The sequence below is a fragment of the Dyadobacter sp. HNCC25DJ183 genome (assembly GCF_056895175.1).
This window is the reverse complement of the sequence record NZ_JBXHAP010000002.1, coordinates 822,599-848,512: the sequence shown is the minus strand read 5'-3', so window position 1 is coordinate 848,512 and position 25,914 is coordinate 822,599. Positions and strand designations below refer to the sequence as shown.

Sequence of the window (25,914 nt, the reverse complement as noted above, 5' to 3'; positions counted from 1 at the left end):
GCAAACTTAGGTCTGCTACTGTTTCAAAACTTTAATTTATTTATCCCAAACCTGTATCGGGTTTTCAGGACTAGTCAATATTGACTAGAACTTCCCGGTCGGTGTGTAAATGTATCTGATGCTATCCAGATCAGCTTTGTACTCTGCACTTTTCATAACATTACTGACGTCCATCTGATAAGACTGGTTTGAGCCTTCAACAAAGTGAAATACGATCCGAAATCCCTCCTGCTTTGAAATAGCATACCATTGAACTTCGGTAGGTGTCTTCGGGCCTGATTCATATCCCCATTCAATCGCATCAAGAACACTTGTCTCTGTGGAATCAGAGGAGGCAAACGTAAATACATAATGCGTATTGTGTGTGGAATAAGCACTGTCGTATTTAGTGTATTGACTTAATTTCAGGTAGGCCAAACTGTCTGCCTTAAAAATGTCAATTTGATTTTTGTTTTTGTAAAGCGACGTCAATTTCCAATACCCGTCCGATCTGTTTCCAAGTGGATTGGCGCGCGGGCCAAGCGGTGTATCACAGCCGAGAATAGTAAGCGTGCACACGATTGTTCCGATTGAAATTAATCTTTTTATCATACCTGTGAGAGGGACATTGTGTAAGCTATTGTTTCAAGTCAAGGAAATTACATCAATGTAAAACTAGCTAAAAAAAGATTCGTCAAATGAAACCGAATGTTCGACGGGTTCGATCAAAACTTCGACGAACTGAGCGAATTTCAACCAATTGTGCTATTGATTGCAAGTGCGGCTTGGCAGAAATTTATCATTTTTGCTAAATAAGTATTACAATAGTGATGCTTCTGACAGTTCATCGGCACAGACTTTGTAAAATGATGCACTAAAAACCGGAATGGAATTAGATAAAAAAGAAGCCGAAACTGTTAACAAAGCCATTCTTTTCTGGGAGGAAAGTAACCAGATATCCAGGGAACAGGCAGAACAGCTGCGGGGAAGTTACCAGCTGCGCAATTCGAATGTGGATGCAATCGCCATTTACGCATTGATCTCAGCCATTTCGTGTGGCCTGCTGGCTTTCGGCGCATTGGTGATCGATGAAAAGTGGCTGGAAATGCTGCGACAGAAATGGGGTATTTCCGAGAATATTTTCGGGATAGGCTTTTCTCTCCTGAGTGCATTGTTTGTTTTTCTTGCCAAAAGAAGACAAATCCGCTTTCCACAGGCACGCGCAAGCAACGAAGCCTACAACATTACAATCATCCTCACAGTCGCCATCGCCGTCACCTACTGGACGCGCAGCTTCGCCGATGCGCAAAGCAACTACGCACTGCCGTTGCTGATTGCGGCGGTTGTTTATGGCGGTATAGCTGTTCTATTACGCTCAACCCTGCTCTGGACGGTGATGATTGTTTCACTTGCCGGCTGGTGGGGAGCGCAAACCCATTATTGGTCAAAGGGTAGCTTCCGGTTTTTGGGAATGAATTATCCGCTGCGGATGACAGTTTTCGGACTGGTTATCTGGGGTTCTTCCTTCCTTTTGAAGCGCTCCGGCTCAATGAAGTTTTTACAGGAAGTCACTTATAGTATCGGCCTTTTTCTATTCCTACTCGCAGCCTGGACACTTTCTATATTCGGGAATTATGACGATTGGGAGGGTTGGAAATTGCTGAAACAAGGCCATTTCTGGTATTGGGCAGCTGCATTTACATTGATGCTCGCCGGAATGCTCTATTATGCATTTCAGAAAGGTTTGTATGTCCTGCGCGACTTGTGCCTGATCTTCTTTCTGCTAAACATTTACACCCGGTATTTTGAGTACTTCTGGGACCGTACCAACAAAGGCATTTTCTTTGCAATACTCGCACTTTCATTCTGGTTTGTAGGAAGAAAGGCTGAACAGTGGCGCAACAAAACCATTTCTACCCCCACTAAATGAGAAAGATCCGCCAAAACGAAAAAGACCTTATTGCATTTTTGCTTACACACATCAATCTCAACCCTGACGATTTCCCGGTCAATGAAAACGTAGATGAATACGAAGGCGGCGTAATGGGAAGTATCAGTCTGGGTGGCAATGTGGATGCATATGCCGGAGATCTGATACAGGTCGAATACGTGGACCAGGATGGAACTCCGGTTGTAATTACGCTCACGAAAGATGAAAACAACAGGTTACTCGACCTGGATTTCTGGAAAACTGATTTTACAAAACTGCTTGTATATCCCACTCCGGACAAGCTGATTTTCGGCACTCCGGCAGTGAAGTAAGGGTTACAGTTCCTCGTAGTCAAGCTCTTTGCCGTAGGTTTCCTCCATTTTCCACAGCGACAATAAAGCCAGGGCAAAACAAATGCCGCCCACAATCGCGCCGGAATGCAATACACCTGAGGAAGGTTTCAGTAATTGGAACAGGGGCAATGTAATCAGGACCGTAGCGCGCACATTGTTCGCCACCGAGGTAGTGGCAGTAGCCCGGAGGTTGGTGCCAAATTGCTCCGCAGTCGTGGTCAGGAACATCGCAATGTACCCGATCGAAAATCCAAGCCAGACGTAACAGATATACAATACTTCTGCCGACCTGATACCTCCGTAAAGCAGCCACCCTACCCCGGCCAAAGTCATTGTGATCATAACCAGAATAGCTTTGCGCCGTGATTTCAACCATTGACTCAGAATACCGCTGAAAAAATCGCCGGTGACTACACCAATGTAAGTATACAGCACGCAGGTCCCCGCCTGCACTTCACCTGGTATTCCAAGTGCCTTAGCGAATTCGTTACCAAAGGTGGAGTAAATACCGATTACCATGTACGTTGGCAGCCCGATCCCCATGCAGCGAAGGTACCTTATCAGCCGCGACCAGCTTATGAACAACGTCCACCAGGGTACCCGCCTGGCTCCCCGCTTTTCCAGACTTTTACTAAAAACCGAGGATTCAAGCACATTGAAACGCATAACCAACAGGATCAACCCCATTCCGCCACCTATAAAGTACGCCGTGCGCCAGTCCGTAAGCTTAACGGCAAAGAAAGCCGCAATTGCTCCGGCAAGTCCGACGCTCGCTACCACCGAGGCTCCGTATCCCCTGAGCTCCCGCGGCAGGATTTCGGCTATCAATGTGATACCCGCACCCAGCTCACCAGCCAGGCCAAGTCCTGCGATGAAACGTAACAAGGAGTAAATCTCTACGTTACTGGTAAAACCGCAGGCAATGTTTGCGAGCGAGTAGGTCAGTATTGAGCCAAACAGCACTGATCGCCGCCCCAGCTTATCGCCCAGAACTCCCCACATGAAGCCACCGATCAGCAATCCCGCCTGCTGCCAGTTATAAATATTGGCACCGATCCGGGAGATTTCTTCTTCGCTCAGGCCCAAATCTTTGAGACTTGGAACACGCACGATATTGAACAGCAGCAGGTCGTAAACATCCACGAAATAGCCGAGTGAGGCTACAATCACGGGCAATGTAAGAACAGCGCTTATTTTGGGCTGAACAGTTGTAACGGAGTGCATTATCGGTATGTGTTGAGCAGTCTTAATCTTCAAAAGTTTTCTTCCGCAGCGATTTTACGATCGCATTGCGCTGCTTGTCTTTCAACCTTTCCAGCCTGGAAGCGTTGGTGGGCCGGGTAGGTTTCCGGCTTTTTTTAACTGTAAATGCCTGTTTGATCAGCTGATCAAACTTGGCGATTACTTTGTCCTTGTTGGCCAGCTGCGAGCGCTCGGTCTGGTGGTATAATACCAGGACTTTGTCATTCGTTAACTTGGAGGCAAGTTTTTCGATGAGCATTTGCTTCTGTTCGTCAGTAAGTACCGTCGAATGCAGGATATCAAATCTCAGTTCCACCTTTGTTTCTACTTTATTAACATTTTGTCCTCCGGCGCCACCGCTGCGGGCTGTCTGGAAGGTCAATTCATTGTGAAGTGTGTCCGGATTTATCATTATCAGGAGGAGAAATATTGTTAACGCTTGTTAATGTTTTTTGGCTAAATAGGGCTATCTGCTTGTTCAATTGTCAGATTACCTGTCTGGCTAACAGATTCATTTCATTAAAAATGCTACTAATAAGCTGTGGAAGAAGAATTTACATTAAGTACCTTCCCTAGGATTGCAAAAATTGACATTAAAATGCTGAAAGCAACCTTGAAGCCTGTTCGGTAGTCTGTCAAATAGCATTAAACCGGCAGCAAAAATTGATGTCCAAGAAACGATTTTTAAAAACAGAAAACAATTTAAACATACAGCCATGAGCACCACGCGCATACTTCGGATTCTCGGCCTGTGCATTTTCATGTTAGGCGGTGTTACGGTGTCCAATAAAACCCAGGCTCAACCCGGGGTAAGCATTTCTTTTCAAACATTTTACGAAGAATTGTCACCCTACGGAAGGTGGGTGCGCAATCCGCAGTTCGGCTCCATTTGGGTGCCTGACGTACCAAGAGGTTTTCAACCCTACTCCACCAACGGATATTGGGAAGTTACCGAATATGGTAACACATGGGTGTCCGACTACGACTGGGGCTGGGCACCGTTCCACTATGGCCGGTGGTCTTTCGACGATTACGTGGGCTGGTTTTGGGTACCTGATTACGAATGGGGACCTGCCTGGGTAAACTGGCGTTCGGGTGGAGGCTATTATGGCTGGGCGCCGCTGGGTCCCGGGGTGAATATCAATGTGTCGGTGAACATTCCTTCCTTCTGGTGGGTGTTTGTACCACAACGTTATGTCACTTACCGCAACTGGTACAACTACTGCCCGCCGCGCCGGAGAGTCACAAACGTTTACAATCAAACTGTGATCATCAACAATTATTACCGCAGCAACAACCGCACTTATGTGTATGGACCGCGCCGCGATGAGATTGAGCGTGTGACACGAAGAAGCGTACCTGTGCGTACAATCGATGCAACACCGAGTGGCCGCGGCAGGGTGATTGTAGCCGGGAACAGCAGAGGTGACAACCGGTACGATTCACGTGGTAACGACCGGGATGCAAGATACGAACCCAACCGCCGCGGATCTGTCATTGATGCCAACCGCAATGGACGGGGCGATAATGATAACAGCAGCAGGGATCGTGGGAATAACGATTTTGACAGAAATGACCGCATCAGCAGCGGTCGGGTCAACGAAAATGCTGATCGTCGTGATGAACGCATTAATAATGGAAGGATAAGCGACAATTCGGATCGGGGTGACCGTAGCCCTGTTGATCGTAGTCCCGGCGACCGTATCAACAATGCGCCGCGTAATCCGGTGGAAGCTCCTGATAATATGAGAAGAGGCCGGACCAGGGAAGCTGAGCCGTCATTTCCTTCTGACAACCGCAGCAATAACCGGTACGAAGCGCCCCGTCAGCCTGATCGCAGCAGCAGGGAGGTTAATCCAGGATTCGGTTCTGAAAGAAGTGCCAGACCAAGCCGCTCAAATGATGCGCCGGTCAATCCGGGCCGCGGATCTTATGAAGCGCCGCAGCGTTCGAGCCGCCAGGAAAGAAGTGCTCCCGAGCCCAGAAATAATGGTCGTTCTTCCCAGGAAAGTGCACCGCGGGGTGCCTCTGAAAGAAGCGGAAGAGGGCCAAGATAAGTGGTGTTAGTGTATTTGAAAACCCGTCAGAATCATAGATTTTGGCGGGTTTTTTCTATTGGATGCAGGATAAAATCGTTACTTTTAGCCTATTCTAAACCCACTTTTTAATGGAAATACAATTTGACATTGAATTCAAAGAAAGTGCCCCCAAGTACATCCAGATCATCAAGTCGCTCTTGCAGGCAATCAGCAAAGGAAAGCTGAAAAGAGGCGACAAAATCCCTTCCATTAACCAGCTCAGCGAGGAATACCTGCTCTCGCGGGATACTGTTGAAAAAGCTTACAAACACCTGATCAAAGACGGGGTACTGATCTCGGTTCGCGGAAAAGGATATTTCATCAATCGCGTTGACATTGAAACTTCGGTGCGGATCTTACTGGTTTTTAATAAGATCAGTAATTACAAAAAGCAGGTTTATAATGCGTTTGTGGAAAATCTGGGGAAGAATGTAAATGTAGATCTGCATATCCACCATTCCAATGCAAATATCTTTCGCAACCTGATCAAAAACAGTCTGGGTGAGTACGACTACTATGTGGTCATGCCGCATTTTTACGAAAAAGCGGAAGATGCCATTGAAACACTCAAAATGATCCCGCCGGAGAAGCTGATATTACTGGACAGGGATCTGGAATTAAACAGCAAGAAGCATTCGTCTGTATACCAGAACTTTGAGAAAGATATTGTATTGGCGCTTAATGAAGCGGTGGATTTGCTGAAAGTCTACAAGAAACTGGTACTGATCTTCCCGACCCTGATCCGGTATCCGAAAGAAATCATCAAAGGTTTCCGGATCTTTTGTATCCAGCATGAATTCCAGCACGAGATCATGTACGATTTTCATGAAGATAACAAGGCTGTGAAAGATACTGCCTATGTGGTAATCGAGGAAAATGACCTGGTGAACCTGATCAAAAAATCACGTGAGCAACAGTTGACGGTAGGGAAAGATATCGGGATTATTTCTTACAACGAAACGCCGCTGAAAGAGATTTTACTCGACGGAATTACCACCATCTCTACCGATCACGAGCAAATGGGCAGAACAGCCGCCGAACTGATCAATGAAAATAAGAGGGCAGTGATTAAAAATCCGTTTACGTTGATTAAGAGAAAGTCGCTTTGATTTAAAAACTTGCTATATTGCTTGCCTACTCAATGTTCCGCTCTTTATAAGTTTTTTAATTAAACAAACTTTGCGAATGGAACAACATACCATCTTACCCTGCCTTACAAATCTGGCAGAGACTCCAATTAAAGCTATCAAGCTAGCGGCACTAGTTACTAACGCAACAGATTCCTGTTGCCTATGGCAAATAAGGCTTAGATCTTCTTCTTTGAACCTGCCAAACTAGTCTTCGTTAACCTCGAAAGTAAAATTCATTAGCAAAAATGAAACAGCTTCAAACTCTGGCTTTCGCCTTTTTGATCACATTTACACATACAAATATTATGGGACAGAACTCTTCTAAATGCCCGACTGAGTTTTCCGAAGATTCCTTGTTGCAAAAGTTGGTAGGCACATGGGAATCTAACGGAAATATTGGAAATGAAAAAGTCAGATATACAATATCAGTACAATGGATACTTAACCGCCAATTCTTGCAAATGGACTTGGAAGGATCATCTGACTCTTCGTTATACTCAGCCAAGGTATTAATAGGCTACGATTGCGAAAATTCAAAATATATAATGCATTGGCTAGACATCTTGGGTGGACCGTTCTCAGAAACTCTAGGATATGGAAAGAAAATAAATAATTCGATAAAATTTCACTTTCAGTATCCTCAGGGACCTTTTAGCAATGAATTCCTATATAATATCGACAGCGATACATGGCAATTTCTCACGAAATTTAGAAGTAGTGAGAAAGATGAATGGAAGGATTTTGGCAATCTTTCGCTAAAAAGAAATTTGTAATACATAAGTGCGCATGGATGTAACGATTGTCCCTGCGCACTTAACATTAAAGTTTACAACCCCGTCGCTACCGTCAGCTTGCCTCTTTCATTCATCAGCTCATTCCTGACATTCAGATTCCTGAACAACCCGATGGGGTCGAGTGCTCCGCCGCTCAGGCGCATCGATTCGCGGACCAATGGCCTTACGTCTGTTCTGAATGCGTTTTGCAAAATTTGCTGGGCGAGTACTACGTCGTTTTCCATTCTTGCCTGTTCCAGCCTGGTGCGGTCAACCAGCAGAGCCTGTGCTTGTGCGATCAGGATTGCTTCTACTGATTGCAGCAAGTCTTCGAGTGGATCTTTTACATTGTGGCTGGCGTCGATCATCCAGGCATACGAATCCGCGGCCCGGTTAGCGCGCTGCATTCCTGCCACTAGCTCTACGAAAATCAGGAATAACTGATACGGACGAATGCTGCCCACAGTCAGATCATCGTCGCCATATTTGGAATCATTGAAGTGAAAACCCGCCAGGCGACCTTCCATCATCAGCGTAGCAACGATTTGCTCAATGTTTGCATTTGGTAAATGGTGGCCCAAATCAACCAGTACATCGGCTTTCGGTCCCAGCTTTTGGCAAAACAATAAAGAGCTGCCCCAATCCTGGATCACAGTTGAATAGAAATTAGGCTCGTAAGCTTTGTATTCCACATATACCTTCCAATCATCAGGCAATGCAGTATATATTTCCTGCAATGATTCAAGTGTATTCTGGAAAGCCTTCACAAAGTTAGATTGCCCTGGAAAGGTAGAACCATCGGAAAGCCAGATCGATAGCGCCTTTGAACCCAGCTCTTTTCCATATTTGATTACCTCAATATTGTGCTCAACCGCCTGCTTACGCACAGATTTATCTACATGCGACAGCGAGCCGAACTTGTAGGAAAGCTCCTGGTTTTTCTGATCCTGGAAAGTATTTGAATTGACAGCATCGAATTTGAGATTGACAGAAGCAGCCAGCTCCATAATGGATTGTGCTCTTTCCGGAATATCCCAGGGAATGTGCAGCGAAATAGACCCGCTGGAACGGTTTAATGCGTGCAGCAAGCCAACATCTTCTATCTTCTCTTCCAAAGAGCGCGGCTCCCCAACACCGGAAAAACGGCCGAAACGAGTACCGCCGGTACCCAAAGCCCAGCTTGGAATAGCTACCTGAAACTCGGATAATGCTTTTACAACATCACCGGCATTGATCCCTTCCTCAGCCAGAATAGTATTGGTGTACGCCAACTGATTATTGTGCCTGGCAAGTAAGCTGTCGTTGTGCTGATCGATCTGATATTGTTCAATTCTCATGGGTAAAAGCGTTTTTATAAAACAAAAAAACCGGGGCTTTCCGGCCCCGGCGCATTTCATTCAATTCTTATCTCAGGAATGCAGCAGGTACGCCACCGTCCACATTGATCACATTGCCGGTACTTTTGCTGAGCAATCCGCTCACGAAAATGTATACGCCATTTGCGATGTCTTCGGTGTGGATCTCTGCATTCAGAACAGTTCTCTTGGCATAATATGCCGGAAGTTCTTCCACTTTGATCCCGTAAGCCTTCGCGCGGCCAGCCGCCCAGCCACTTTCCCAGATCTTACTTCCTGCAATCACTGCGTCAGGGTTAACGACATTCACACGGATCTTGTCAGGCCCGAGCTCAGCGGCCAAAAGTCGCGACATATGCTGCTGGGCTGCTTTGGCAGTTCCGTAGGCCACATTATTTGGACCTGAAACGATTCCGTTCTTGCTCGCAATGTTTATAATATCTCCTCCCAAACCCTGCTGGCGCATTATGGCGACAGATTCCTGCGATACCAGAAACTGACCTTTAACCAAAACATCCTGCAGGATATCGTAATCTTTAATAGTAGTCTCGGCAAGTGGTTTTGAAATGGAAAGCCCCGCGCAGTTTACTACAATGTCGACGCCGCCGTATTTCAGTTTGGTTGCGTGCAATGCAGCTTTGATCTGCTCGTCATCCAGTACGTTGGCAATAGCAGTATCTGAGAAGTCTTTACCGAATTTAGCATCGAACTCTGCCTTTGTGTCTGCCAATGCGTTTTCATCAATATCTGAAATCACCACGCAAGCTCCTTCCTGCAACAATTTCTGCGCAATAGCCTTTCCGATACCGCCTGAACCTCCGGTAACGAATGCGACTTTGCGCGACACAGATTTCTCTTTCGGCATACGCTGCAATTTTGCCTCTTCCAGCAACCAGTATTCAATGTCAAAAGCTTCCTGTTCGGGGAGTGAAACGTAAGAAGAAATCGCCTCAGCGCCTTTCATTACATTAATTGCATTGATATAAAACTCAGCAGCTACGCGCGCAGTCTGTTTGTCTTTTGCAAAAGAGAACATTCCAACACCTGGCAGTAAAATAATCACCGGGTTCGGGTCACGTACTGCCGGACTGTTATCGTGCTTGCAGCGATCGTAATAAGCCTGGTAATCGGCACGGTAAGCTTCAAATTGCGGGCGGATATGTTCAAGTATCTCCTGATCTGCGGCAGAAAGCTTTTCGAATGGAAGATCCAGTACTAACGGGCGGATTTTCGTCCGCAGGAAGTGGTCGGGACAGCTGGTACCCAGTGGCGCCAGTTTATCAAGATCATTGCTTGCGATAAATTCCAGCACGCGCTCATCGTCGGTGAAATGGCCGATCATTGCCTGCTTTTCAGAAGCCAGTCCGCGAAGGTATGGAGCGAGTTTGCCTGCAATCTCGGTGCGGCGCTCTGTTGGCTCACTCTGGAGTTTCTGTCCTCCGAAAACAGGGCGGGTCTTGCCATAGTTTTCATTCAGGTATTCAGAAGCTCTTTCAATCGTATCCAGTGTATTAATGTAAGATTCATAAGCAGTATCTCCCCAGGTAAACAAACCATGTCCGCCAAGTACGATGCCGCGTATTCCCGGATTTTCGGCCAGAGCCTGTTCCAGCTTCAATCCAAGATCGAAGCCCGGACGCTGCCAGGGTACCCACGCCAGTTCACCGTTAAATAACTCTTTTGTAATAGCTTCCCCTTCTTTAGATGCAGCGATCGCGATCAATGCATCGGGGTGAAGATGGTCAATGTGTTTGAATGGAAGAAGGCCGTGCAGCGGCGTATCGATGGAAGGCGCTTTTGATTTAAGATCGTAGATACAGTGATTAAAAAGCTCCACCATCTCGTCTTCAAATTCAAGACCTCTGTATATATTTTTAAGACTATGCAGCCTGTCGACATACAAACCAGCCAGCCCGCTTCTTGTCAATGTACCTATATCGCCACCTGAGCCTTTGATCCACATTACCTCCACCGGATTGCCTGTAAGAGGATCTTTTTCAATGGTTTTACAGCTTGTGTTACCACCAGCATAATTGGTTAGCCGGAGGTCTGCTCCCAACAGGTTGGAACGGTACAGAAGAAGCGCCACCTGGTCATCGCCGAGCGAAGCTGCTTTTTCATCATCCCACAAATAGCTTACATACCGATACTGGCTCACTTTAGAACTGCTCATATATTTTATGTTAATTATTTTGTCGATTTGAGGTGAATAGCACTTTCCAGAAAGGTTTTGACCGGACGGTTCTTACTCTGGAAAGGTGCACAAGATTAGAAAACTTAGCTATGCACACCGTCCTGTTGTATCCTGCATGTAGAAATAAATTGAGATTTAATGGGAGATTAAGAAGTTAATAAAAATGGCCTGCCCCTTTGATGAAGCAGACCATTTTGATGGACAATATCCTTAGTAGTTATTTCGAAATCGCCATATTTTTTGTTCTGTCACCTATTTTCAAGGTGTAAACACCAACAGGCAGGCCGCTGATATTTACAGGCTTTAAAATCCCTGTTTGTTGCTTTAAAACAAGTTCACCACGCATGTTGAAAATAGAAAGTTCTTCATGCTTTGACAGCCCTGAAACTGTAATATAGTCGCGTGCCGGGTTGGGATAGACGCTTAACTCCGGCTCGTTTTTAACCATTATTATTTTAGAATAATCGCTCCTGCCGTCATAGTCCAGTTGTTTCAGGCGGTAGTAAGTAATACGGAATGGATTGAGGTCGGTATAGCGATAGCTTCTGTCTTCCCTGCTATCTCCTCCCCCGTCTATGAAGCCCACACTTTCAAATATGCGACTATCCGAGCTTTTTTCAATTTCGAATCCTTTGTTTCCGGTTTCGGAAGCAGTTTTCCAGGATATTACATTGCTGGCTTTTTCCTGCTTTCCCTTAAAATAAATGAGCGTGACCGGGAGGGAGCTTTCTACGTTAACGCTGATCAGTGTTAACCCTATCGCAACAGAATTTGTAACCTCGACGTGGTAATTTCCCGTTTCCGCAGGTGTGAATGTACTGTCTCCGACTTTGGTTTCTACCAGGCTGCCAAAGTTGTACCACTTGTAAGTGTTCTTGGAGAGTGTTCCTCCTGCATTTACAGACAATATTCCATTCCTCTTCGTTACGGGTATCTTCTTTTGATTTGAATAATAAGCGAATCTTGTCTCGTTACTTTCTATACCGTCAAAGGTAAAATCATTAACGCTTACTACTATTTTACGAAAGCCCACTGCCGAAAGATCTGGTATTGGGCCAGTAAGATGATTGTTAATCAAACTCAACGACGAAACTTTTGTCAACTGATTGAAGGATGAAGGTATTGTACCTGTGTGTCCATTGCCTGATAAAGTCAATTGTTCGAGATTTACTAAGTTCCCGATACTCGACGGAATAGCTCCGGAGTTGAGCAATAGGGTTAGGTTTAAGGTTCTCAAATTGATCAGATTCCCAATCTCATCTGGAATCACGCTTCCTCCGGGAAGATCAATAATCTGAAGGGATGTAAGATTTGACAGATTGCCGATACCAGGAGGTATTGTACCAATATCAGCAGCCCCATTCAAAAACACCGAAGTCAGACTGGTAATTTGTCCAATTTCATTGGGAATAGCGCTTTGAAAGTGCGTACCGGACACACTTAATGAAGTAAGTTTGGGAAGTCTGCATATTCCAATCGGAAAGTCTCCCAAATTAGCTTTATAGCTGTTGACATATTCATTATCTATTACCAAAGTTTCCAGGTTTGACAGGTCGCCTATCTCATCAGGAATTGGCCAGGTAGCGGAAAATGATAGTGATTTTAAGTTAGGGAGGTCGAAAATAATATCCGAGTTAACCTGGTCAAAAAAGTTTTTCCGCAGATCAAGTGTTTCTAAATTGACCAGATTTGCAAACTCTGCCGGCAACGTTCCGTACAGAGATGGACGTTGACCTTCCAAAACGCCACCTCCTGGTATAATAAGTGACTTCAATGCGGTAAGATTTCCTATTCCTTTTGGAATCGTGCCCGAAAGATCCTCAGCTGCTAAAGTCAAACTTACAACCCGGTTGTTCTCACATTCCACGCCATACCAACCGCAGGGGCTGTCTCCCGGATTACCTGGAACTTGCCACACAGGATAATCAGACGGTCGCTGCTGAAAGAACCACCGTTCACCATCAGCTGCATTGAAAAATGCAACGAGTGCAAGCCTGTCCTGTTCTAATGTTTGTGAGTAGGTACTAAAAGAAGATAATAGCAGAATGAACGATAAAAGTTTTTTCATAATGGCATGATAGAGTAAGAGTAGTCCCTCAATGGGAATATCATGACACTAAATAACAACCAGTTACATTTCTACTCCTCTACTTCCAGACCAGCCCCATGTTCGCGAACATAAATGCATAGATATCCGCTTGTGTTTCCAGCGCTTTTTTGGTGTTGCTGGCGCCGTGGCCGGAGTTGGTGTCAATGCGGATCAACAACGGATTTGCTGATGAAGCGCCAGCTTTTGCCTGCAACTCGGCGGCGTACTTGAATGAATGCGCGGGCACTACCCTGTCATCGTGGTCGGCGGTAGTGATCATTGTTGCAGGATATTTTCCGCCTTCTTTGATATTGTGTAAAGGTGAGTATGCATAAAGTGCTTTGAACTCGTCTGCATTATCGCTGCTGCCATAATCCGCGATCCAGTTCCAGCCAATCGTAAACTTGTGAAACCGCAGCATATCCATTACTCCCACTGCCGGAAATGCTACTTTGAACAGCTCAGGCCGCTGGTTCATTACCGCCCCTACAAGCAAGCCTCCGTTAGAACCACCCTGAATGGCCAGTTTTTCCGGTGAGGTATATTTTTCTTTGATCAGGTACTCCGCCGCAGCAATGAAATCGTCAAAAACATTCTGCTTTTTGAGCTTCATTCCTTGTTCGTGCCACTTTTCACCATACTCACTTCCGCCACGCAAATTGGCTTGTACATAAACGCCGCCCTGGTTCAGGAAAGGAATGCGAGTGGGACTGAATGAAGGGGGTAAACTTACATTGAAGCCACCGTACCCGTAAAGAATGGTCGGGTTACTACCATCCAGCTTCAATCCTTTTTTGTAGGTAATAAATGCGGGGATCTTCGTGCCGTCTTTGCTGGGATAAAATACCTGTTTTGTTTCATACTCCGCTGGTTTGAATGCAACTTCCGGCTCGCGGAATACCTCGCTCTTTTTAGAGGCAATATCGTATCTGAAAATGGTCGGCGGGTAATTGAATGAGGTAAATGTGTAAAAAACAAAGCTATCGCCCCGCTCGCCGCCGAATCCGCTTGCAGATCCAAGAGAAGGCAGTGCCACCTCATTTTCCAGCTTACCGGAAAGATCATATACGTAAGCTCTTGTAGTCACATCTTTGGAGTAAGTTGCGAAAAGCTTTCCTCCCGCTGTTCCTGCGCCCTGCAAAGGTTCGGGTTTTTCCGGCAAAATGGCTTTCCACTTTCCAGTCTTTGTTTCAAATAACATTACCTTGCTATTAGGCGCATCTTCATTGGTTTCAATTAAAAAGTCAGCACCTACATTATCGATCACGCCATAACTGAAATCTGTAATTTCTTCCTTGATTGGTGTGAATTTGGTCTCTCCTTTTTTTAGTATCCAAACCCCATTCCCATCTTTTCCCTTACCCCGATCGCTAATACTGAGAATCGCATATTGCTCATCTTCGGTGGTACCTACGGTGTGAAAACGCTGCGGATTTTTACTGTCTTCGTAAACCAGCCTGTCTGCACTTTGTGGCGTGCCCACAGTATGAAAATATACCTGGTGATTTTCATTCTTGGAAGCCAATGCACTTCCATCCGGTTTTGGATATCTGCTATAATAAAACCCATTCCCCTGCCAGGCTGCGCCGGAAACCTTCACCCATTCCACCTTGTCAGACAACATAGAAAGCGTTTTCATATCCATTACGCCATATTCCTGCCAGTCGGAGCCGCCTTTTGATAAACCTACCACTGCATGCCCGCCATCTTTCGACAAGCTGAATGCAGCCAGCCTGGTAGTACCGTCTGTTGAAAGCTTGTTCGGATCAATTATCACTTCGGGCGTTCCATTCAAGCCTTTCTGACGATACAAAACAGCCTGATTTTGCAGACCATCATTTTTGTAGAAATAGAAGTACTCTCCTTTCTTTGAAGGGGCCGAATACTTTGGATAATTGTATGCTTTTTCAAGATCTGCGAAAATCTTCGCCTTAAATGGGATCTTGTTCAAATACCCGAAAGTAACCTCATTCTGCGCCTTCACCCAAGCCGCAGTTTCATCAGAGCGGTCGTCTTCCAGCCAGCGATAAGGGTCTGCAACTTTGGTCCCGTGGTACTCGTCGGTATGTTCTATTTTTTTGGTCTGCGGATATGTAATTTCCTGCGCGGACAGGCTCAGGCTTGCAGCAGTAAGACTCATTGCCATTAATTTAAATTTCATGAATGTGGAGTGTTATTTGATTATATCAACTTCCAGTGCGCTCGCCGCGTCTGCCTGGTGGTAGACAGTCTGCGTGGCAGTTGTAAAATCAGTATCAGCAGCTTTGTAAATATTCTCGACATACTTCTGGGGATTCCTGTCGAAAAGGGGGAATGCAGTACTTTGAACCTGCACCATGATCTTGTGCCCTTTTTTGAAAGTATGAAGTACATCCTGTAATCGGAACTTAATGTCGGTAACCTGACCGGCAACCAGCGGCTCAGGCTTTTGAAAGCTGTTCCGGAATCTTGCCCGCATGATTTCGCTCCTTACCATTTGCTGGTAGCCTGCCAATACCGTTTTATTATCTTTCAGGTATTCATGATTTTGCTCATTGCCCGGATAAACGTCAATCAGCTTCACGAAGAAATCAGCATCGGTGCCGCTGGAACTGATTTTTAACAATGCAGTAATCTCTCCTCCCAAAGTAATGTCCTGATCCAGCACATCGGTTTCAAAAACAAGCACATCAGGCCGGGCTGCTGCGAAACGCTGGTCTTCGGACATATACTCAAACGGCGTAAAGCCTGACATTTGCTTATAATTTGAAGTATATGGGACCGGCTTCAAAGGATCGCTTACATAGGCTGTCTCTGACTTACTTTCGTCAGGTGCATTAAAGCTGAGTTTACCTTTTGCCTGAAAATACAGCTTCCGTTTTTCAGCATTGGCAACCGGCCATTTATCGTAGGTTTTCCATTCTTTCTTTCCTGTATCAAAAAGATATGCTTCCGGTAAACCTGTTTTGCCATCACCTGCTTCTTTCAGAAAGTGTTTAAAGAATTTGGCCTCAATGTTATTTTGGTAAAAAGTGGCGATACTATCCCCGAAGTAGATATCATTATGCATCGTGTGGCCAGCTTCTGCACTCCACCGCCCATGCCCGAATGGACCCACCACCAAGGTATTGTAAGCCGAAGGATTGTTCTTCTCAATGGTTTTGTAGGTATTCAGCGGTCCATACAGATCCTCCGCATCAAACCAGCCGCCTACGGTCATAAATGCGTGTTTCAACCCCTTCAAATGCGGGAGTATGTCCCTTTTCTGCCAGAATTCATCATAGTTGGGATGATCCATTGTTTCCTGCCAGTACCAGTTTTTGGAATAATACTTATCAAAATTTTTCAGCGACCCCATTTTCAGGTTGAAAGTATAACCGTCGGGCTCAGGGCTGATCATTTCACTTGCAAACCAGGAAGCGGTGGTAGGCTTTGGCGGCTTTATGCCAAACACAGGGAACGTGAGGTAATAACCCTGCGTAAACACGCCATTGTGATGGAAATCGTCAAAGAAAAAATCCGCAATCGGAGCTTGCGGCGAGGATGCTTTTAAAGCAGGGTGCCCGGACAATGCGCTGGCGGTAGTGTAAAACCCGGGATAGGAAATACCCCATTGTCCTACCCTCCCATTGTTGTTCGGAATGTTTTTGAGCAGCCAGTCGATGGTATCGTAAGTGTCCGAGGATTCATCTACGTCCGATTTCTTCTTTTTTTGCTCGATATGGGGCGTCATATTGGTCCATTCTCCCTGGCTCATATATCGTCCCCGCACATCCTGATACACGAAAATAAACTTGTCACGCATTAAAGCCGGACTTGGACCCAGTTTCGCAGGGAATTTGTCGGCACCATACGGAGCTACGCTGTAACAGGTCCGCTGCATCAAAAAGGGATATTTCTTATCGGGAGATGCATCCTTCGGTGTATAAACGATGGTATGCAGCTTTATCCCGTCACGGACCGGAATGTCATATTCCGTTTTGGTGTAATTCTCCCTGATCCAGGTTTCATTTGACGAAGGCTGCGCGTGAGCAGCAACAAAAACGAAAAGAAAAACCGCGGTTAGTAGCGCTCTAAACATATTGGCCCTGATTATAGTCTTTTATAAAAGTTAAGGGATACGGAAGTTGCAGTTGATTTTTCAGAAATCGTATAAAATCCTGCACGCGTTGCTTCAAAGCAAACGCCTTCTCCCTGCGGTTCCAGCTCAATTCTTAATTGTTTCGCAGCCGCCTGTTTAAGAACCTGTCCTACACCCTCGCCTTCCATTCGCTTCCAGTAATGAACCGCCAGGTAAGTGCGAACCAGAATTTCACTTCCGTCTTTGGAAATGCTCGCGCCTGTGGCGGTAGAAATGCCAGGAATAGTACCCACATTTTCAGCAATGATCACATCACTGGTAGATTGCGGATAAGGCAGTCTGTAAATACCGGTATTTTCCATGTCTTTCGAGATAATGAAAATATCCCTGGTCACCGGGTCTACAATCATCGATTCCGAATTGCGTGGACCACCGGGATAACTAAAAGAAATCTTTTCAACCGAAGACTGATTGAATGCACCATTCAGATCTGCAATTTCCGGGACACGGTAAATGACGCTGACCGGCGAAGCAGGTGTATTATTATTGCCAATATCACCGATATACAGGTAATTAACTCCTGCATTGGGGCCAGGACCGGAAGCGATGTCTTCCCAATCACGGTTAGTGGTGCCTGGTACATTATATTCTTTAATCGATTTCCCGTCTTTGCTGATCAGATAAAGTGAATTGGGCGCACCTGAATCCTGATTTGTCCACAAATAACCTGGCATGTTCAGACTGGGCGCCAGTCCGGAACCCTCGTCAATTATACCGGGTTCGATGGGAAATTTTTCAGCTTTTGTTTCAAACTGATCGGAAGTGCCTAATGGAGGCTCTGGCTCAGGATTACAGGAAAAAGCCAGCCCGAGAGCTAGTGATGCAAATACAATTGAGAGCTGGTTACCCGGCCGGGTGAATACATTCATGAAAAACGTTGCATGTTAGATTTGCTAAAAATACGTAGTTTTGCGGCATTTATTATCAGGGACTTTCTTTATATCAGTATCAAAATAGTTATATGTTACGTTCACATACCTGTGGGGAATTAAGCTTAGAACATGTTAATCAAGAGGTTGTATTGTGCGGGTGGGTTCAGCGGGTTCGCGACAAGGGGGGAATGATTTGGCTTGATCTCCGCGATCGGTACGGCATTACCCAGCTGCTTTTTGAAGAAGGAAAGACACCGGCCAATGTGCTGGAAATCGCCCGTTCGCTTGGTCGCGAGTTTGTGATTTCGGCAAAAGGAGCCGTGATTGAGCGTTTGTCTAAAAATGACAAGATAGCGACAGGCGACATTGAGATCCGCGTTTCGGAAATAAGTATCCTCAATCCTGCTAAGTTACCACCCTTCCTGATTGAAGATGAAACGGACGGTGGCGACGATATCAGGATGAAATACCGGTATCTCGACCTGAGAAGAAATAATGTCCGTAAAAACCTGCAACTGCGTCATCAGGTTGCCCGGTATACCAGAACATATCTTGATAATCTGAATTTTATTGAAGTTGAAACCCCGGTTCTGATCAAGTCTACACCCGAAGGTGCGCGCGATTTCGTGGTACCGAGCAGAATGAACCCGGGTGAGTTTTATGCATTGCCCCAATCCCCTCAGACTTTCAAACAACTCCTGATGGTAGCCGGTTTTGACCGTTACTATCAGATCGTTAAATGTTTCCGTGACGAAGATTTGCGTGCAGACCGCCAGCCTGAATTTACGCAGATCGACTGCGAAATGTCGTTTGTAACCCAGGAAGATGTACTGAACACCTTCGAGGGTATGATCCGGAACCTGTTTTTGAATGTGAAAGGCATCGAGCTGCCGGAAGTCCCAAGAATGACCTATGCAGACGCAATGCGTTTATATGGTTCGGACAAGCCTGACATTCGTTTTGACATGCAATTCACGGAGCTTAAAGGCGAAGATCAGGACCTTACTTCGGGAAAAGGATTCGGCGTTTTTGATGATGCAGGGTTAGTTGTAGGGATTTGTGCGCCGGGCTGTGCTGAGTACACGCGCAAGCAGATGGACGAACTTACAGACTGGATCAAGCGCCCGCAAATTGGTGCGAAAGGTTTGATTTATGTGCGATATAATACCGATGGATCAATCAAGTCTTCCGTTGACAAATTTTACACCGAAGAAGACCTTAAAAAATGGATAGTTGCATTCAATGCAAAACCAGGCGACTTACTGTTGATAGTATCCGGACAAGGAGACAAAGCAAGGAAGCAGTTGAATGAATTGCGCCTTGAAATGGGAAGCCGCCTTGGACTGAGAAATCCGGATGAATACCGGGTGCTTTGGGTACTGGATTTCCCATTGCTGGAATTTGGCGAAACTGAAAATCGCTGGTTTGCAATGCACCATCCTTTCACGAGTCCGAAGCCCGAGGATATTGATCTTCTGGACAAAAATCTGGGGCTTGTGAGAGCAAATGCATACGATATGGTTATTAATGGCGTTGAGGTTGGCGGAGGATCTGTCAGGATATTCGAGAAAGAACTGCAACAGAAAATGTTCGGTATACTCGGGTTTTCGCCGGAGGAAGCTCAGGAACAATTTGGCTTCCTGATGAATGCATTCGAGTTCGGAGCACCACCACACGCAGGTATCGCATTCGGATTCGACAGACTTTGCTCCATATTTGGCGGTGCCGACTCGATCAGGGACTTTATCGCATTCCCGAAAAACAATTCAGGCCGCGATGTAATGATCGATTCACCGTCAGTTATTGCCGATAGCCAATTGAAAGAATTATCAATAAAAGTTGAATAGTCCTATCCGGTTAACTGTAGTGACTCTTAAATCATTATTAGTTAAGATTTTGTAGTTTTACCACAACTTAGGATTTTCCAAATCACGCCGGTACAATGGAGCGCACCAGTACCGGCCGAAATAACAACACTGCATGCATTATCAATCCGTTCTAGCGAAATACTTAAGGCGTATTCTGCCTGTATTTCTGATTTTAATCAATCTTCAAGTTTTTGCACAAAACACCGCTCCGCAGACACCAACTACGCAACCCACGGTTGATCCCGCACAAGTAGGCAACCAGCAGGCTGTCGACTTTTACAATCAGGCAAAAGGTGCCGGGATGTCCGACATGGACATTGAAAGAGCTGCGCTTCAGAGAGGTTATTCACTCGATGATATTTCGACCATTCGCCGCAGGCTGCAGCAGAATTCGAAAGACAACACCAGAAATGACCCTAACCGCGATGAGATTGATGAGACACGCGAGCAGGACGATCAGGACGAGCTCGATGACGAGACGAACAATGAGAGGGACTCGACGGCCGCAGGAAAAGCAAGACAAAGAAGATTGAACAGAACTTTCGGATCCGCATTCTTTGGGCGCTCAGCTGCAACTTTCGAACCTAATCTACGCATCGCTACCCCGAAAAACTATATTCTTGGACCTGACGACGAGCTGATCGTTGACATTTACGGAAATGCCGTTGACAATTTCAGGATGAAGGTCAGCCCGGAAGGAACTGTAAAAATGCTGAACCTCGCACCAGTGCAGGTAAGCGGGCTTACCATTGAACAGGCAAATGAAAGGATTGTTAACCGGCTTAGGCAGGCATATTCTACACTAAACAGGCCTGGTTCCGGCACTTACTCGAGCATCACGTTAGGCAACGTACGCAGCATTAAAGTGATGATTATCGGAGAAGCTGTCAGACCTGGCAGCTACACTGTTTCTTCTCTTGCTACTGCATTCAATGCATTATACGTTTCCGGCGGACCTAACCGAAACGGATCTTACAGGAATATCGAAATTATCAGGGACAATAAGGTACTCCGCAAAATAGACCTTTACCGGTTTTTAATGGACGGAGATCTTCGGGATAATATCGCATTAAGGGATCAGGACATCATACTTATCCGTCCTTACGATACACGGGTGGAGCTTGCAGGGCAATTAAAGAAAACAGGTGTTTTTGAAGCAAAGCCAGGTGAAACGCTGAATGATCTGCTTAGATATGCAGGCGGCTTTTCCCCGGAAGCATTTACTCAGCTAATTCAGTATCAACGTAATACAGGCAATAACTTCATTATCGGTACGATTGATTCGACGCAAATCAGTTCTTTCATTCCTAAGAACGGCGACATCTTTACTATCAAAAAGATCCTCGACGTAATTGCCAATCAGGTTGAAGTCCGTGGCGCGGTAACCCGCCCAGGCTTTTATCCGCTTGACGAACGTACCAAAACAGTGAAGGAACTGATCAACATTGCGCAGGGAATAGGTCAGAGAGCATTTTTAAACCGCGCATTGCTGGAACGCGCAAGTGGAGATACGCAGACAGGTCTTGTCGCCATTGATCTTCGCAAACTGCTGAATAATGAAATTCCTGACATTCAGCTTTTGCCGGGCGATATATTGACGATCAAGTCGGTGGAAGACCTAAAAGAATTCACTTACCTGTCAATAGACGGATCAATTATCAACCCTGGTGCCTACTATTATTACAAAGACATTACGATAGCTGACCTTATCTTTCAGGCTGGTGGCTTTACCGAAGGCGGGGTCCCTTACCGCATTGAAGTTTCACGGCGGGTTAAGAATGATACGATCGGATTACCCGAGTCGCAGAATGTCCGGATTTTCACATTGAATGTAGCGGACAACCTCGTACTGAATGAGGAAGATCAAAAATTCAAACTCCTCCCCTATGATATCGTGCTGGTGCGTAAATCACCAAGGTACGAGAGCCAAAAAATCGTGACAGTTGCCGGAGAAGTAACTTATCCTGGTACTTACACGATCCTGAACAACTTTGAACGTATTTCAGACTTATTCCCAAAAGTAGGCGGAATGAAAAAGGAGGCTTACATTGAAGGAGCACGCTTTTACCGGAACCGGGAGCTCGTTGCCCTCGATTTGAAGGCTATTGTTGAGAAGCCAAATATCCCAGCCAATCTTCTGCTGATGGACGGAGACACGCTTTACATTCCCAAGAAGTCTGAAATGGTCCGGATTCAGGGAGGAGTTTATAATCCTTCTGTCGTGAACTTTGACCGGAACTTCAACTTCAAAGAATACATCTCACAGGCAGGCGGCTACACGGAGAGAGCGCGTAAAAACAGAACGTACGTTTCGTATCCTAACGGCCGGACGCACAGGACAAACAAATTCCTGTTTTTCAGATCTTATCCCCGCGTCGAACCAGGTTCTGTGATTACAATCCCAATGAAAGAGCCAAGGAACGAGCAACCAATGTCCCGCGGAGAACGCTTAGCCCTTATTTCATTATTCACCACCCTCGCGGTTGCATTGATACGTATTTTATAATGATGGTGGAGAACAAGACTTTGACGAAGAGGGAAACGCTTGAAGTAAGTGTAGCGGATCTGCTGGATTTTATTAGAAGGTATTTTTTAGTGTTGGTAATTGTACCCATATGTTTTGCAGTAATCGGTATACTTTACAGTTTTTTGTTGCCAAAACTCTTTACGGCACAAACTATACTTCTTCCGGAATACGGTATGTCGGGGAAGAATTCCTTTTTCAGTATGGCCGTAACTGCTGAACGAGGCGGTGCTGAAAAACTGGTTCCTGAACTTTATCCGAACATTTTGAAAAGTACGCCATTTGGTCAGTACCTATTAAAACAACCGGTTATAGACGAATCAGGGAAAAAGTATGCTGACCTGCGTCAATATTTCGCTCGTGACACAACGCAGAACTGGTTAGCCAGCATCAAAGGGCTATTCAAATCAAAGCCGGGACCGCCCAAGGCACAAACACCATTGCCAAAATCCAATATTATTTCCCTTACCAGCGACGAACAAGCCAAAATTTCGGCTGCAATTGGATTGGTAAGCATTAATGTGGATGATAAAAACGGGATTATCACTATTGAATGTGAAATGCCTGACCCTGTTGTAGCTGCAATGATCGTTGAAAGTGCAAAGGAGTATCTTATTCAATATGTCGAAGATTACCGAACATCAAAAACGAGTGACCAGGCTTTATTCCTTGATGACAGAGTAAAGGAAGCTAAAGCAAGACAAGACAGAGCAGAGTACGCCTTGCAGAGTTATCGGGACAGAAACAGAAACGCATTCCTCAACGTAGCCCGTATCGAAGAACAGCGTCTGCAGGCGGAATATGTGCTTGCTCAATCAATCTATTCTGACCTTGTCGTCAAGCTTGAACAATCCAAAATTAAGGTTAAGGAGGAAAAGCCGGTATTCAAGATTTTAGAACCTGCGAAGGTTCCGATTAACAAAAGCAGCCCTAAAAGGCTTATTATTGGCTTGGTGTTTGCAATTGCAGGAGCAATCCTTACGCTGATCTACATTGTATTTTTCAAAGAAAAATACCACTTGCGACTTCTTTAACGCAAACCCTAAGTTCCAGCTATTTACATTGTCCTATTAATCTGCCTAGTAAAGGCTTCGTTGCTTGCCTTCACGCAACTACTTCCTTCACCAGTCTGATTTTCCCTCTGATGAATTATTGTATACTACCTGGAAGCAAATGGAGTGAAGTAGCTGTTATTTAAAATTTCAGTATCCCGGTTTGCTTTCAATGATCACATTTAGTGCAGGCGCAATCTTCCCCTCGTAGGAATAGTCTTCACTTTACTAGAAATAGGCCTTCTTAGTGCAGTAATTAAGATAACTTCAAAAGGAACAAAGGATCGCGATACTTGTACCTTTACACTAACGCAAAAAAGAAGGCTGTTTAATTGCTGTTGATATTAATGAACAAAGCATACGGTAAGATTAAAAAGCCAAAGATCCTGTCATTTAGCCACTATGGACAACTATATGGTGCAAACAGGTCGCTACTGACGTTGATTCTTGCCTCGCGCGACAGATTGGATTGGCTGGTCATATGCAGACAAGAGGGACAATTCACGGACGAATTGAAAGCCAATTCTGTTGCCTACCGCGTTATTCCGTTTAAACCCGATGTTTACAATGGCACAAGTAACACTCCGATGCTGCGCGGCATTTTAAAGCTCGTAACCAATTTCCGGGCAGCCACTAATATTGTAAGTCTGATAAACAGTGAACAAATTGACATCATTCATTCCAATTCATCTGTAATTCTGATTGGGGCTATCACAGCTCAACTTGCTGCCAAAAAGCATTTGTGGCATTTTCGGGAATTTGTATATGAAGATTATGATTCCAAATACAATCTTGGAAAACCCTTTTTCAGATTTTGGGCTCGCAAAGCGGATACAATAATCTGTATCTCACGAAGCATACGTGAGGTAAGGCTGGTACAGGGCAAAGTTGACACCCGCAGCGTGATTATTTACAATGGCCTGGTAGGGAGTGATATGGCGCTGACTCCAAAGACCCTTGCAATTAGGACTTCCGTCATTTCAATAATAGGAGTTATTAATCGGGCTAAAAACCAACTAATTGCCATCAAGGCACTTAGGCTATTGTTACGGCAAGGAAAGAAGCTAACACTGCAAATTGCAGGCGACATCAATGATCCTGAATATTACAGTGAACTTAATACATATATTCAACAGGAGAACCTGTCTGAATACGTGAAGTTCCTTGGATTTGTGAAAGATATAAAAACAGTGGTAGCTGATTCGGACGTGACCTTAATGTGCTCGCGCATGGAAGCCTTCGGTAGAGTGACCGTCGAAAGTATGATGTATGGCGTACCTGTTGTCGCATTTGCATCTGCGGGTTCGGGTGAGATTATAGAAAATGGAAAAACGGGTTTGCTCTACACAGGTGAAGAAGATGATCTAGCTGAAAATATAGACAAGCTTCTGTCCGATCCTGTTCTATACAAAAACATTTCAGAAAATGCACTGAGCCACGTTGCCAAGAATTTTACTGTTAGCAGCTATGCCGACAACTTTGTGAACGAGGTAAATCTGGCCTTAAAATCCAACTGAATGCAATCTCCTAAAATCACTATAATAACTGTCGTAAGAAATGGTGAGCAATATCTCGAGACTACTATCACCAGTATTCTTGAGCAGACATATTCCAATATAGAATACATTATTATTGATGGAAATTCCACTGACGGAACGGTTGATATTATTCGTAGGTACAGTGACAAGCTGCATTACTGGATCAGCGAAAAAGATAAGGGGATTTATGATGCAATGAACAAAGGGGTAAGAGCTTCCACTGGCGATTGGCTGCTTTTTATCAATGCAGATGATTTTCTGGCAGACAAGAATTCAATAGCGGATTCTATTCCATATTTGTCTACAACACCTCATAAAATAGCCTACGGGGATATTATATATCGCTATCCGGATGGAACAGACAAGCAATACGGCGTAGCATGGCCGGATTTGAAAAAACGCTTTCGAGACGTGGCTATGTATCTCGCACACCAGGCAACATTTCATGCGCGTAGTCTTTTTCAAGAACGGCTATTTGATACTTCTTACAAGATTGCTGGTGATTACGACTTCCTTTTAAGCCATTTGAAAGATCACGATGCAACCTATTTCCCTGTAACAGTTGCGGTGATGCGGACTGGGGGGCTGAGTTTCGCTGTTAGTAAAATCGAATTGCTTGCAGATACGCGTCGTGTACAAATAAGCAATGGGATGTATAAATATATTCCTCCTTTCTCCTGGATAGTTTCTGCCAGCAAGCTTCTTGTTATCGATTTGATTATCAGGTCTTTTGGTGTCAATGGGAAGGATACTATTAAGAAGTTATTAGGACTTAAAAAATCTTAGCTACACAAATCCAGCGTGCAACCCGATTATA

At 45.1% G+C, this 25,914-nt stretch carries 19 protein-coding genes; 10 read left to right on the top strand and 9 right to left on the bottom strand.

What is annotated here, in order from left to right:
* Positions 1–84 precede the first annotated feature (84 nt).
* The gene (locus AC1XTG_RS07500) at positions 85–591 is read right to left on the bottom strand and encodes a hypothetical protein (RefSeq protein WP_484841513.1); all 507 of its coding nucleotides are present in this window, start codon (positions 589–591) and stop codon (positions 85–87) included.
* 274 nt (positions 592–865) lie between these two features.
* On the opposite strand from AC1XTG_RS07500, the gene AC1XTG_RS07495 reads away from it, so the two are divergent.
* A complete protein-coding gene (locus AC1XTG_RS07495; protein ID WP_484841512.1) occupies positions 866–1,909 on the top strand; it encodes a hypothetical protein in 1,044 nt (347 codons plus the stop codon).
* On the top strand, positions 1,906–2,241 hold the full coding sequence (locus AC1XTG_RS07490) for a DUF6984 family protein (protein WP_484841511.1): 336 nt from the start codon (positions 1,906–1,908) through the stop codon (positions 2,239–2,241). Before AC1XTG_RS07495 ends, AC1XTG_RS07490 begins: the two co-directional genes overlap by 4 nt.
* A gap of 3 nt (positions 2,242–2,244) precedes the next feature.
* Here AC1XTG_RS07490 and AC1XTG_RS07485 read toward each other — a convergent pair whose 3' ends face one another.
* Positions 2,245–3,486 carry an MFS transporter gene (locus AC1XTG_RS07485; protein WP_484841510.1) on the bottom strand — a complete coding sequence of 414 codons (1,242 nt, stop codon included), beginning with the start codon at positions 3,484–3,486 and terminating at the stop codon, positions 2,245–2,247.
* Between the two features lie 22 nt (positions 3,487–3,508).
* Positions 3,509–3,916 carry an alternative ribosome rescue aminoacyl-tRNA hydrolase ArfB gene (gene arfB / locus AC1XTG_RS07480; protein ID WP_056280735.1) on the bottom strand — a complete coding sequence of 136 codons (408 nt, stop codon included), beginning with the start codon at positions 3,914–3,916 and terminating at the stop codon, positions 3,509–3,511.
* A 304-nt stretch (positions 3,917–4,220) separates the two neighbouring features.
* Here arfB and AC1XTG_RS07475 point away from each other — a divergent pair, with 304 nt between their 5' ends.
* From AC1XTG_RS07475 to AC1XTG_RS07465, 3 genes are all read left to right on the top strand, one after another.
* Complete coding sequence (locus AC1XTG_RS07475; RefSeq protein WP_484841509.1) at positions 4,221–5,561, top strand: DUF6600 domain-containing protein; 1,341 nt, start codon at positions 4,221–4,223, stop codon at positions 5,559–5,561.
* Between the two features lie 110 nt (positions 5,562–5,671).
* Positions 5,672–6,691 carry a GntR family transcriptional regulator gene (locus AC1XTG_RS07470; RefSeq protein ID WP_484841508.1) on the top strand — a complete coding sequence of 340 codons (1,020 nt, stop codon included), beginning with the start codon at positions 5,672–5,674 and terminating at the stop codon, positions 6,689–6,691.
* Between the two features lie 266 nt (positions 6,692–6,957).
* The gene (locus tag AC1XTG_RS07465) at positions 6,958–7,485 is read left to right on the top strand and encodes a DUF1579 family protein (RefSeq protein ID WP_484841507.1); all 528 of its coding nucleotides are present in this window, start codon (positions 6,958–6,960) and stop codon (positions 7,483–7,485) included.
* Between the two features lie 53 nt (positions 7,486–7,538).
* On the opposite strand, the gene AC1XTG_RS07460 is transcribed toward AC1XTG_RS07465, so the two are convergent.
* The 6 genes from AC1XTG_RS07460 to AC1XTG_RS07435 all read right to left on the bottom strand — a co-directional run bounded on the left by AC1XTG_RS07460 (position 7,539) and on the right by AC1XTG_RS07435 (position 18,112).
* Positions 7,539–8,822, bottom strand: a complete 1,284-nt coding sequence (locus tag AC1XTG_RS07460) for a sugar isomerase (RefSeq protein ID WP_484841506.1) — start codon at positions 8,820–8,822, stop codon at positions 7,539–7,541.
* Between the two features lie 67 nt (positions 8,823–8,889).
* A complete protein-coding gene (locus AC1XTG_RS07455; RefSeq protein ID WP_484841505.1) occupies positions 8,890–11,013 on the bottom strand; it encodes a bifunctional aldolase/short-chain dehydrogenase in 2,124 nt (707 codons plus the stop codon).
* Between the two features lie 238 nt (positions 11,014–11,251).
* Complete coding sequence (locus AC1XTG_RS07450; protein WP_484841504.1) at positions 11,252–13,102, bottom strand: T9SS type A sorting domain-containing protein; 1,851 nt, start codon at positions 13,100–13,102, stop codon at positions 11,252–11,254.
* Between the two features lie 79 nt (positions 13,103–13,181).
* Positions 13,182–15,284 (bottom strand): prolyl oligopeptidase family serine peptidase, encoded by a 2,103-nt coding sequence (locus AC1XTG_RS07445; protein WP_484841503.1) that lies wholly within the window; start codon positions 15,282–15,284, stop codon positions 13,182–13,184.
* A 12-nt stretch (positions 15,285–15,296) separates the two neighbouring features.
* A complete protein-coding gene (locus AC1XTG_RS07440; RefSeq protein ID WP_484841502.1) occupies positions 15,297–17,183 on the bottom strand; it encodes a CocE/NonD family hydrolase in 1,887 nt (628 codons plus the stop codon).
* A gap of 11 nt (positions 17,184–17,194) precedes the next feature.
* Positions 17,195–18,112 (bottom strand): PE-PGRS family protein, encoded by a 918-nt coding sequence (locus tag AC1XTG_RS07435; protein WP_484841501.1) that lies wholly within the window; start codon positions 18,110–18,112, stop codon positions 17,195–17,197.
* Positions 18,113–18,204: 92 nt separating this feature from the next.
* On the opposite strand from AC1XTG_RS07435, the gene aspS reads away from it, so the two are divergent.
* The 5 genes from aspS (at position 18,205) to AC1XTG_RS07410 (ending at position 25,883) form a co-directional block, all read left to right on the top strand.
* On the top strand, positions 18,205–19,962 hold the full coding sequence (gene aspS / locus AC1XTG_RS07430) for an aspartate--tRNA ligase (protein WP_484841500.1): 1,758 nt from the start codon (positions 18,205–18,207) through the stop codon (positions 19,960–19,962).
* A 133-nt stretch (positions 19,963–20,095) separates the two neighbouring features.
* The gene (locus AC1XTG_RS07425) at positions 20,096–22,489 is read left to right on the top strand and encodes a polysaccharide biosynthesis/export family protein (RefSeq protein ID WP_056280715.1); all 2,394 of its coding nucleotides are present in this window, start codon (positions 20,096–20,098) and stop codon (positions 22,487–22,489) included.
* Positions 22,489–23,541, top strand: coding sequence for a Wzz/FepE/Etk N-terminal domain-containing protein (locus tag AC1XTG_RS07420; RefSeq protein ID WP_056280712.1), 1,053 nt, complete (start codon positions 22,489–22,491; stop codon positions 23,539–23,541). Before AC1XTG_RS07425 ends, AC1XTG_RS07420 begins: the two co-directional genes overlap by 1 nt.
* Before the next feature lie 365 nt (positions 23,542–23,906).
* Positions 23,907–25,076, top strand: coding sequence for a glycosyltransferase family 4 protein (locus AC1XTG_RS07415; protein WP_484841499.1), 1,170 nt, complete (start codon positions 23,907–23,909; stop codon positions 25,074–25,076).
* Positions 25,077–25,883, top strand: coding sequence for a glycosyltransferase family 2 protein (locus tag AC1XTG_RS07410; RefSeq protein ID WP_056280708.1), 807 nt, complete (start codon positions 25,077–25,079; stop codon positions 25,881–25,883).
* Positions 25,884–25,914: the final 31 nt, after the last annotated feature.

Coding starts and splice junctions, on each gene's coding strand:
- AC1XTG_RS07500 (WP_484841513.1), bottom strand. CDS start 591: ATGATAAAAAGATTAATTTCAATCGGAACAATCGTGTGCACGCTTACT.
- AC1XTG_RS07495 (WP_484841512.1), top strand. CDS start 866: ATGGAATTAGATAAAAAAGAAGCCGAAACTGTTAACAAAGCCATTCTT.
- AC1XTG_RS07490 (WP_484841511.1), top strand. CDS start 1,906: ATGAGAAAGATCCGCCAAAACGAAAAAGACCTTATTGCATTTTTGCTT.
- AC1XTG_RS07485 (WP_484841510.1), bottom strand. CDS start 3,486: ATGCACTCCGTTACAACTGTTCAGCCCAAAATAAGCGCTGTTCTTACA.
- arfB (WP_056280735.1), bottom strand. CDS start 3,916: ATGATAAATCCGGACACACTTCACAATGAATTGACCTTCCAGACAGCC.
- AC1XTG_RS07475 (WP_484841509.1), top strand. CDS start 4,221: ATGAGCACCACGCGCATACTTCGGATTCTCGGCCTGTGCATTTTCATG.
- AC1XTG_RS07470 (WP_484841508.1), top strand. CDS start 5,672: ATGGAAATACAATTTGACATTGAATTCAAAGAAAGTGCCCCCAAGTAC.
- AC1XTG_RS07465 (WP_484841507.1), top strand. CDS start 6,958: ATGAAACAGCTTCAAACTCTGGCTTTCGCCTTTTTGATCACATTTACA.
- AC1XTG_RS07460 (WP_484841506.1), bottom strand. CDS start 8,822: ATGAGAATTGAACAATATCAGATCGATCAGCACAACGACAGCTTACTT.
- AC1XTG_RS07455 (WP_484841505.1), bottom strand. CDS start 11,013: ATGAGCAGTTCTAAAGTGAGCCAGTATCGGTATGTAAGCTATTTGTGG.
- AC1XTG_RS07450 (WP_484841504.1), bottom strand. CDS start 13,102: ATGAAAAAACTTTTATCGTTCATTCTGCTATTATCTTCTTTTAGTACC.
- AC1XTG_RS07445 (WP_484841503.1), bottom strand. CDS start 15,284: ATGAAATTTAAATTAATGGCAATGAGTCTTACTGCTGCAAGCCTGAGC.
- AC1XTG_RS07440 (WP_484841502.1), bottom strand. CDS start 17,183: ATGTTTAGAGCGCTACTAACCGCGGTTTTTCTTTTCGTTTTTGTTGCT.
- AC1XTG_RS07435 (WP_484841501.1), bottom strand. CDS start 18,112: ATGAATGTATTCACCCGGCCGGGTAACCAGCTCTCAATTGTATTTGCA.
- aspS (WP_484841500.1), top strand. CDS start 18,205: ATGTTACGTTCACATACCTGTGGGGAATTAAGCTTAGAACATGTTAAT.
- AC1XTG_RS07425 (WP_056280715.1), top strand. CDS start 20,096: ATGCATTATCAATCCGTTCTAGCGAAATACTTAAGGCGTATTCTGCCT.
- AC1XTG_RS07420 (WP_056280712.1), top strand. CDS start 22,489: ATGATGGTGGAGAACAAGACTTTGACGAAGAGGGAAACGCTTGAAGTA.
- AC1XTG_RS07415 (WP_484841499.1), top strand. CDS start 23,907: ATGAACAAAGCATACGGTAAGATTAAAAAGCCAAAGATCCTGTCATTT.
- AC1XTG_RS07410 (WP_056280708.1), top strand. CDS start 25,077: ATGCAATCTCCTAAAATCACTATAATAACTGTCGTAAGAAATGGTGAG.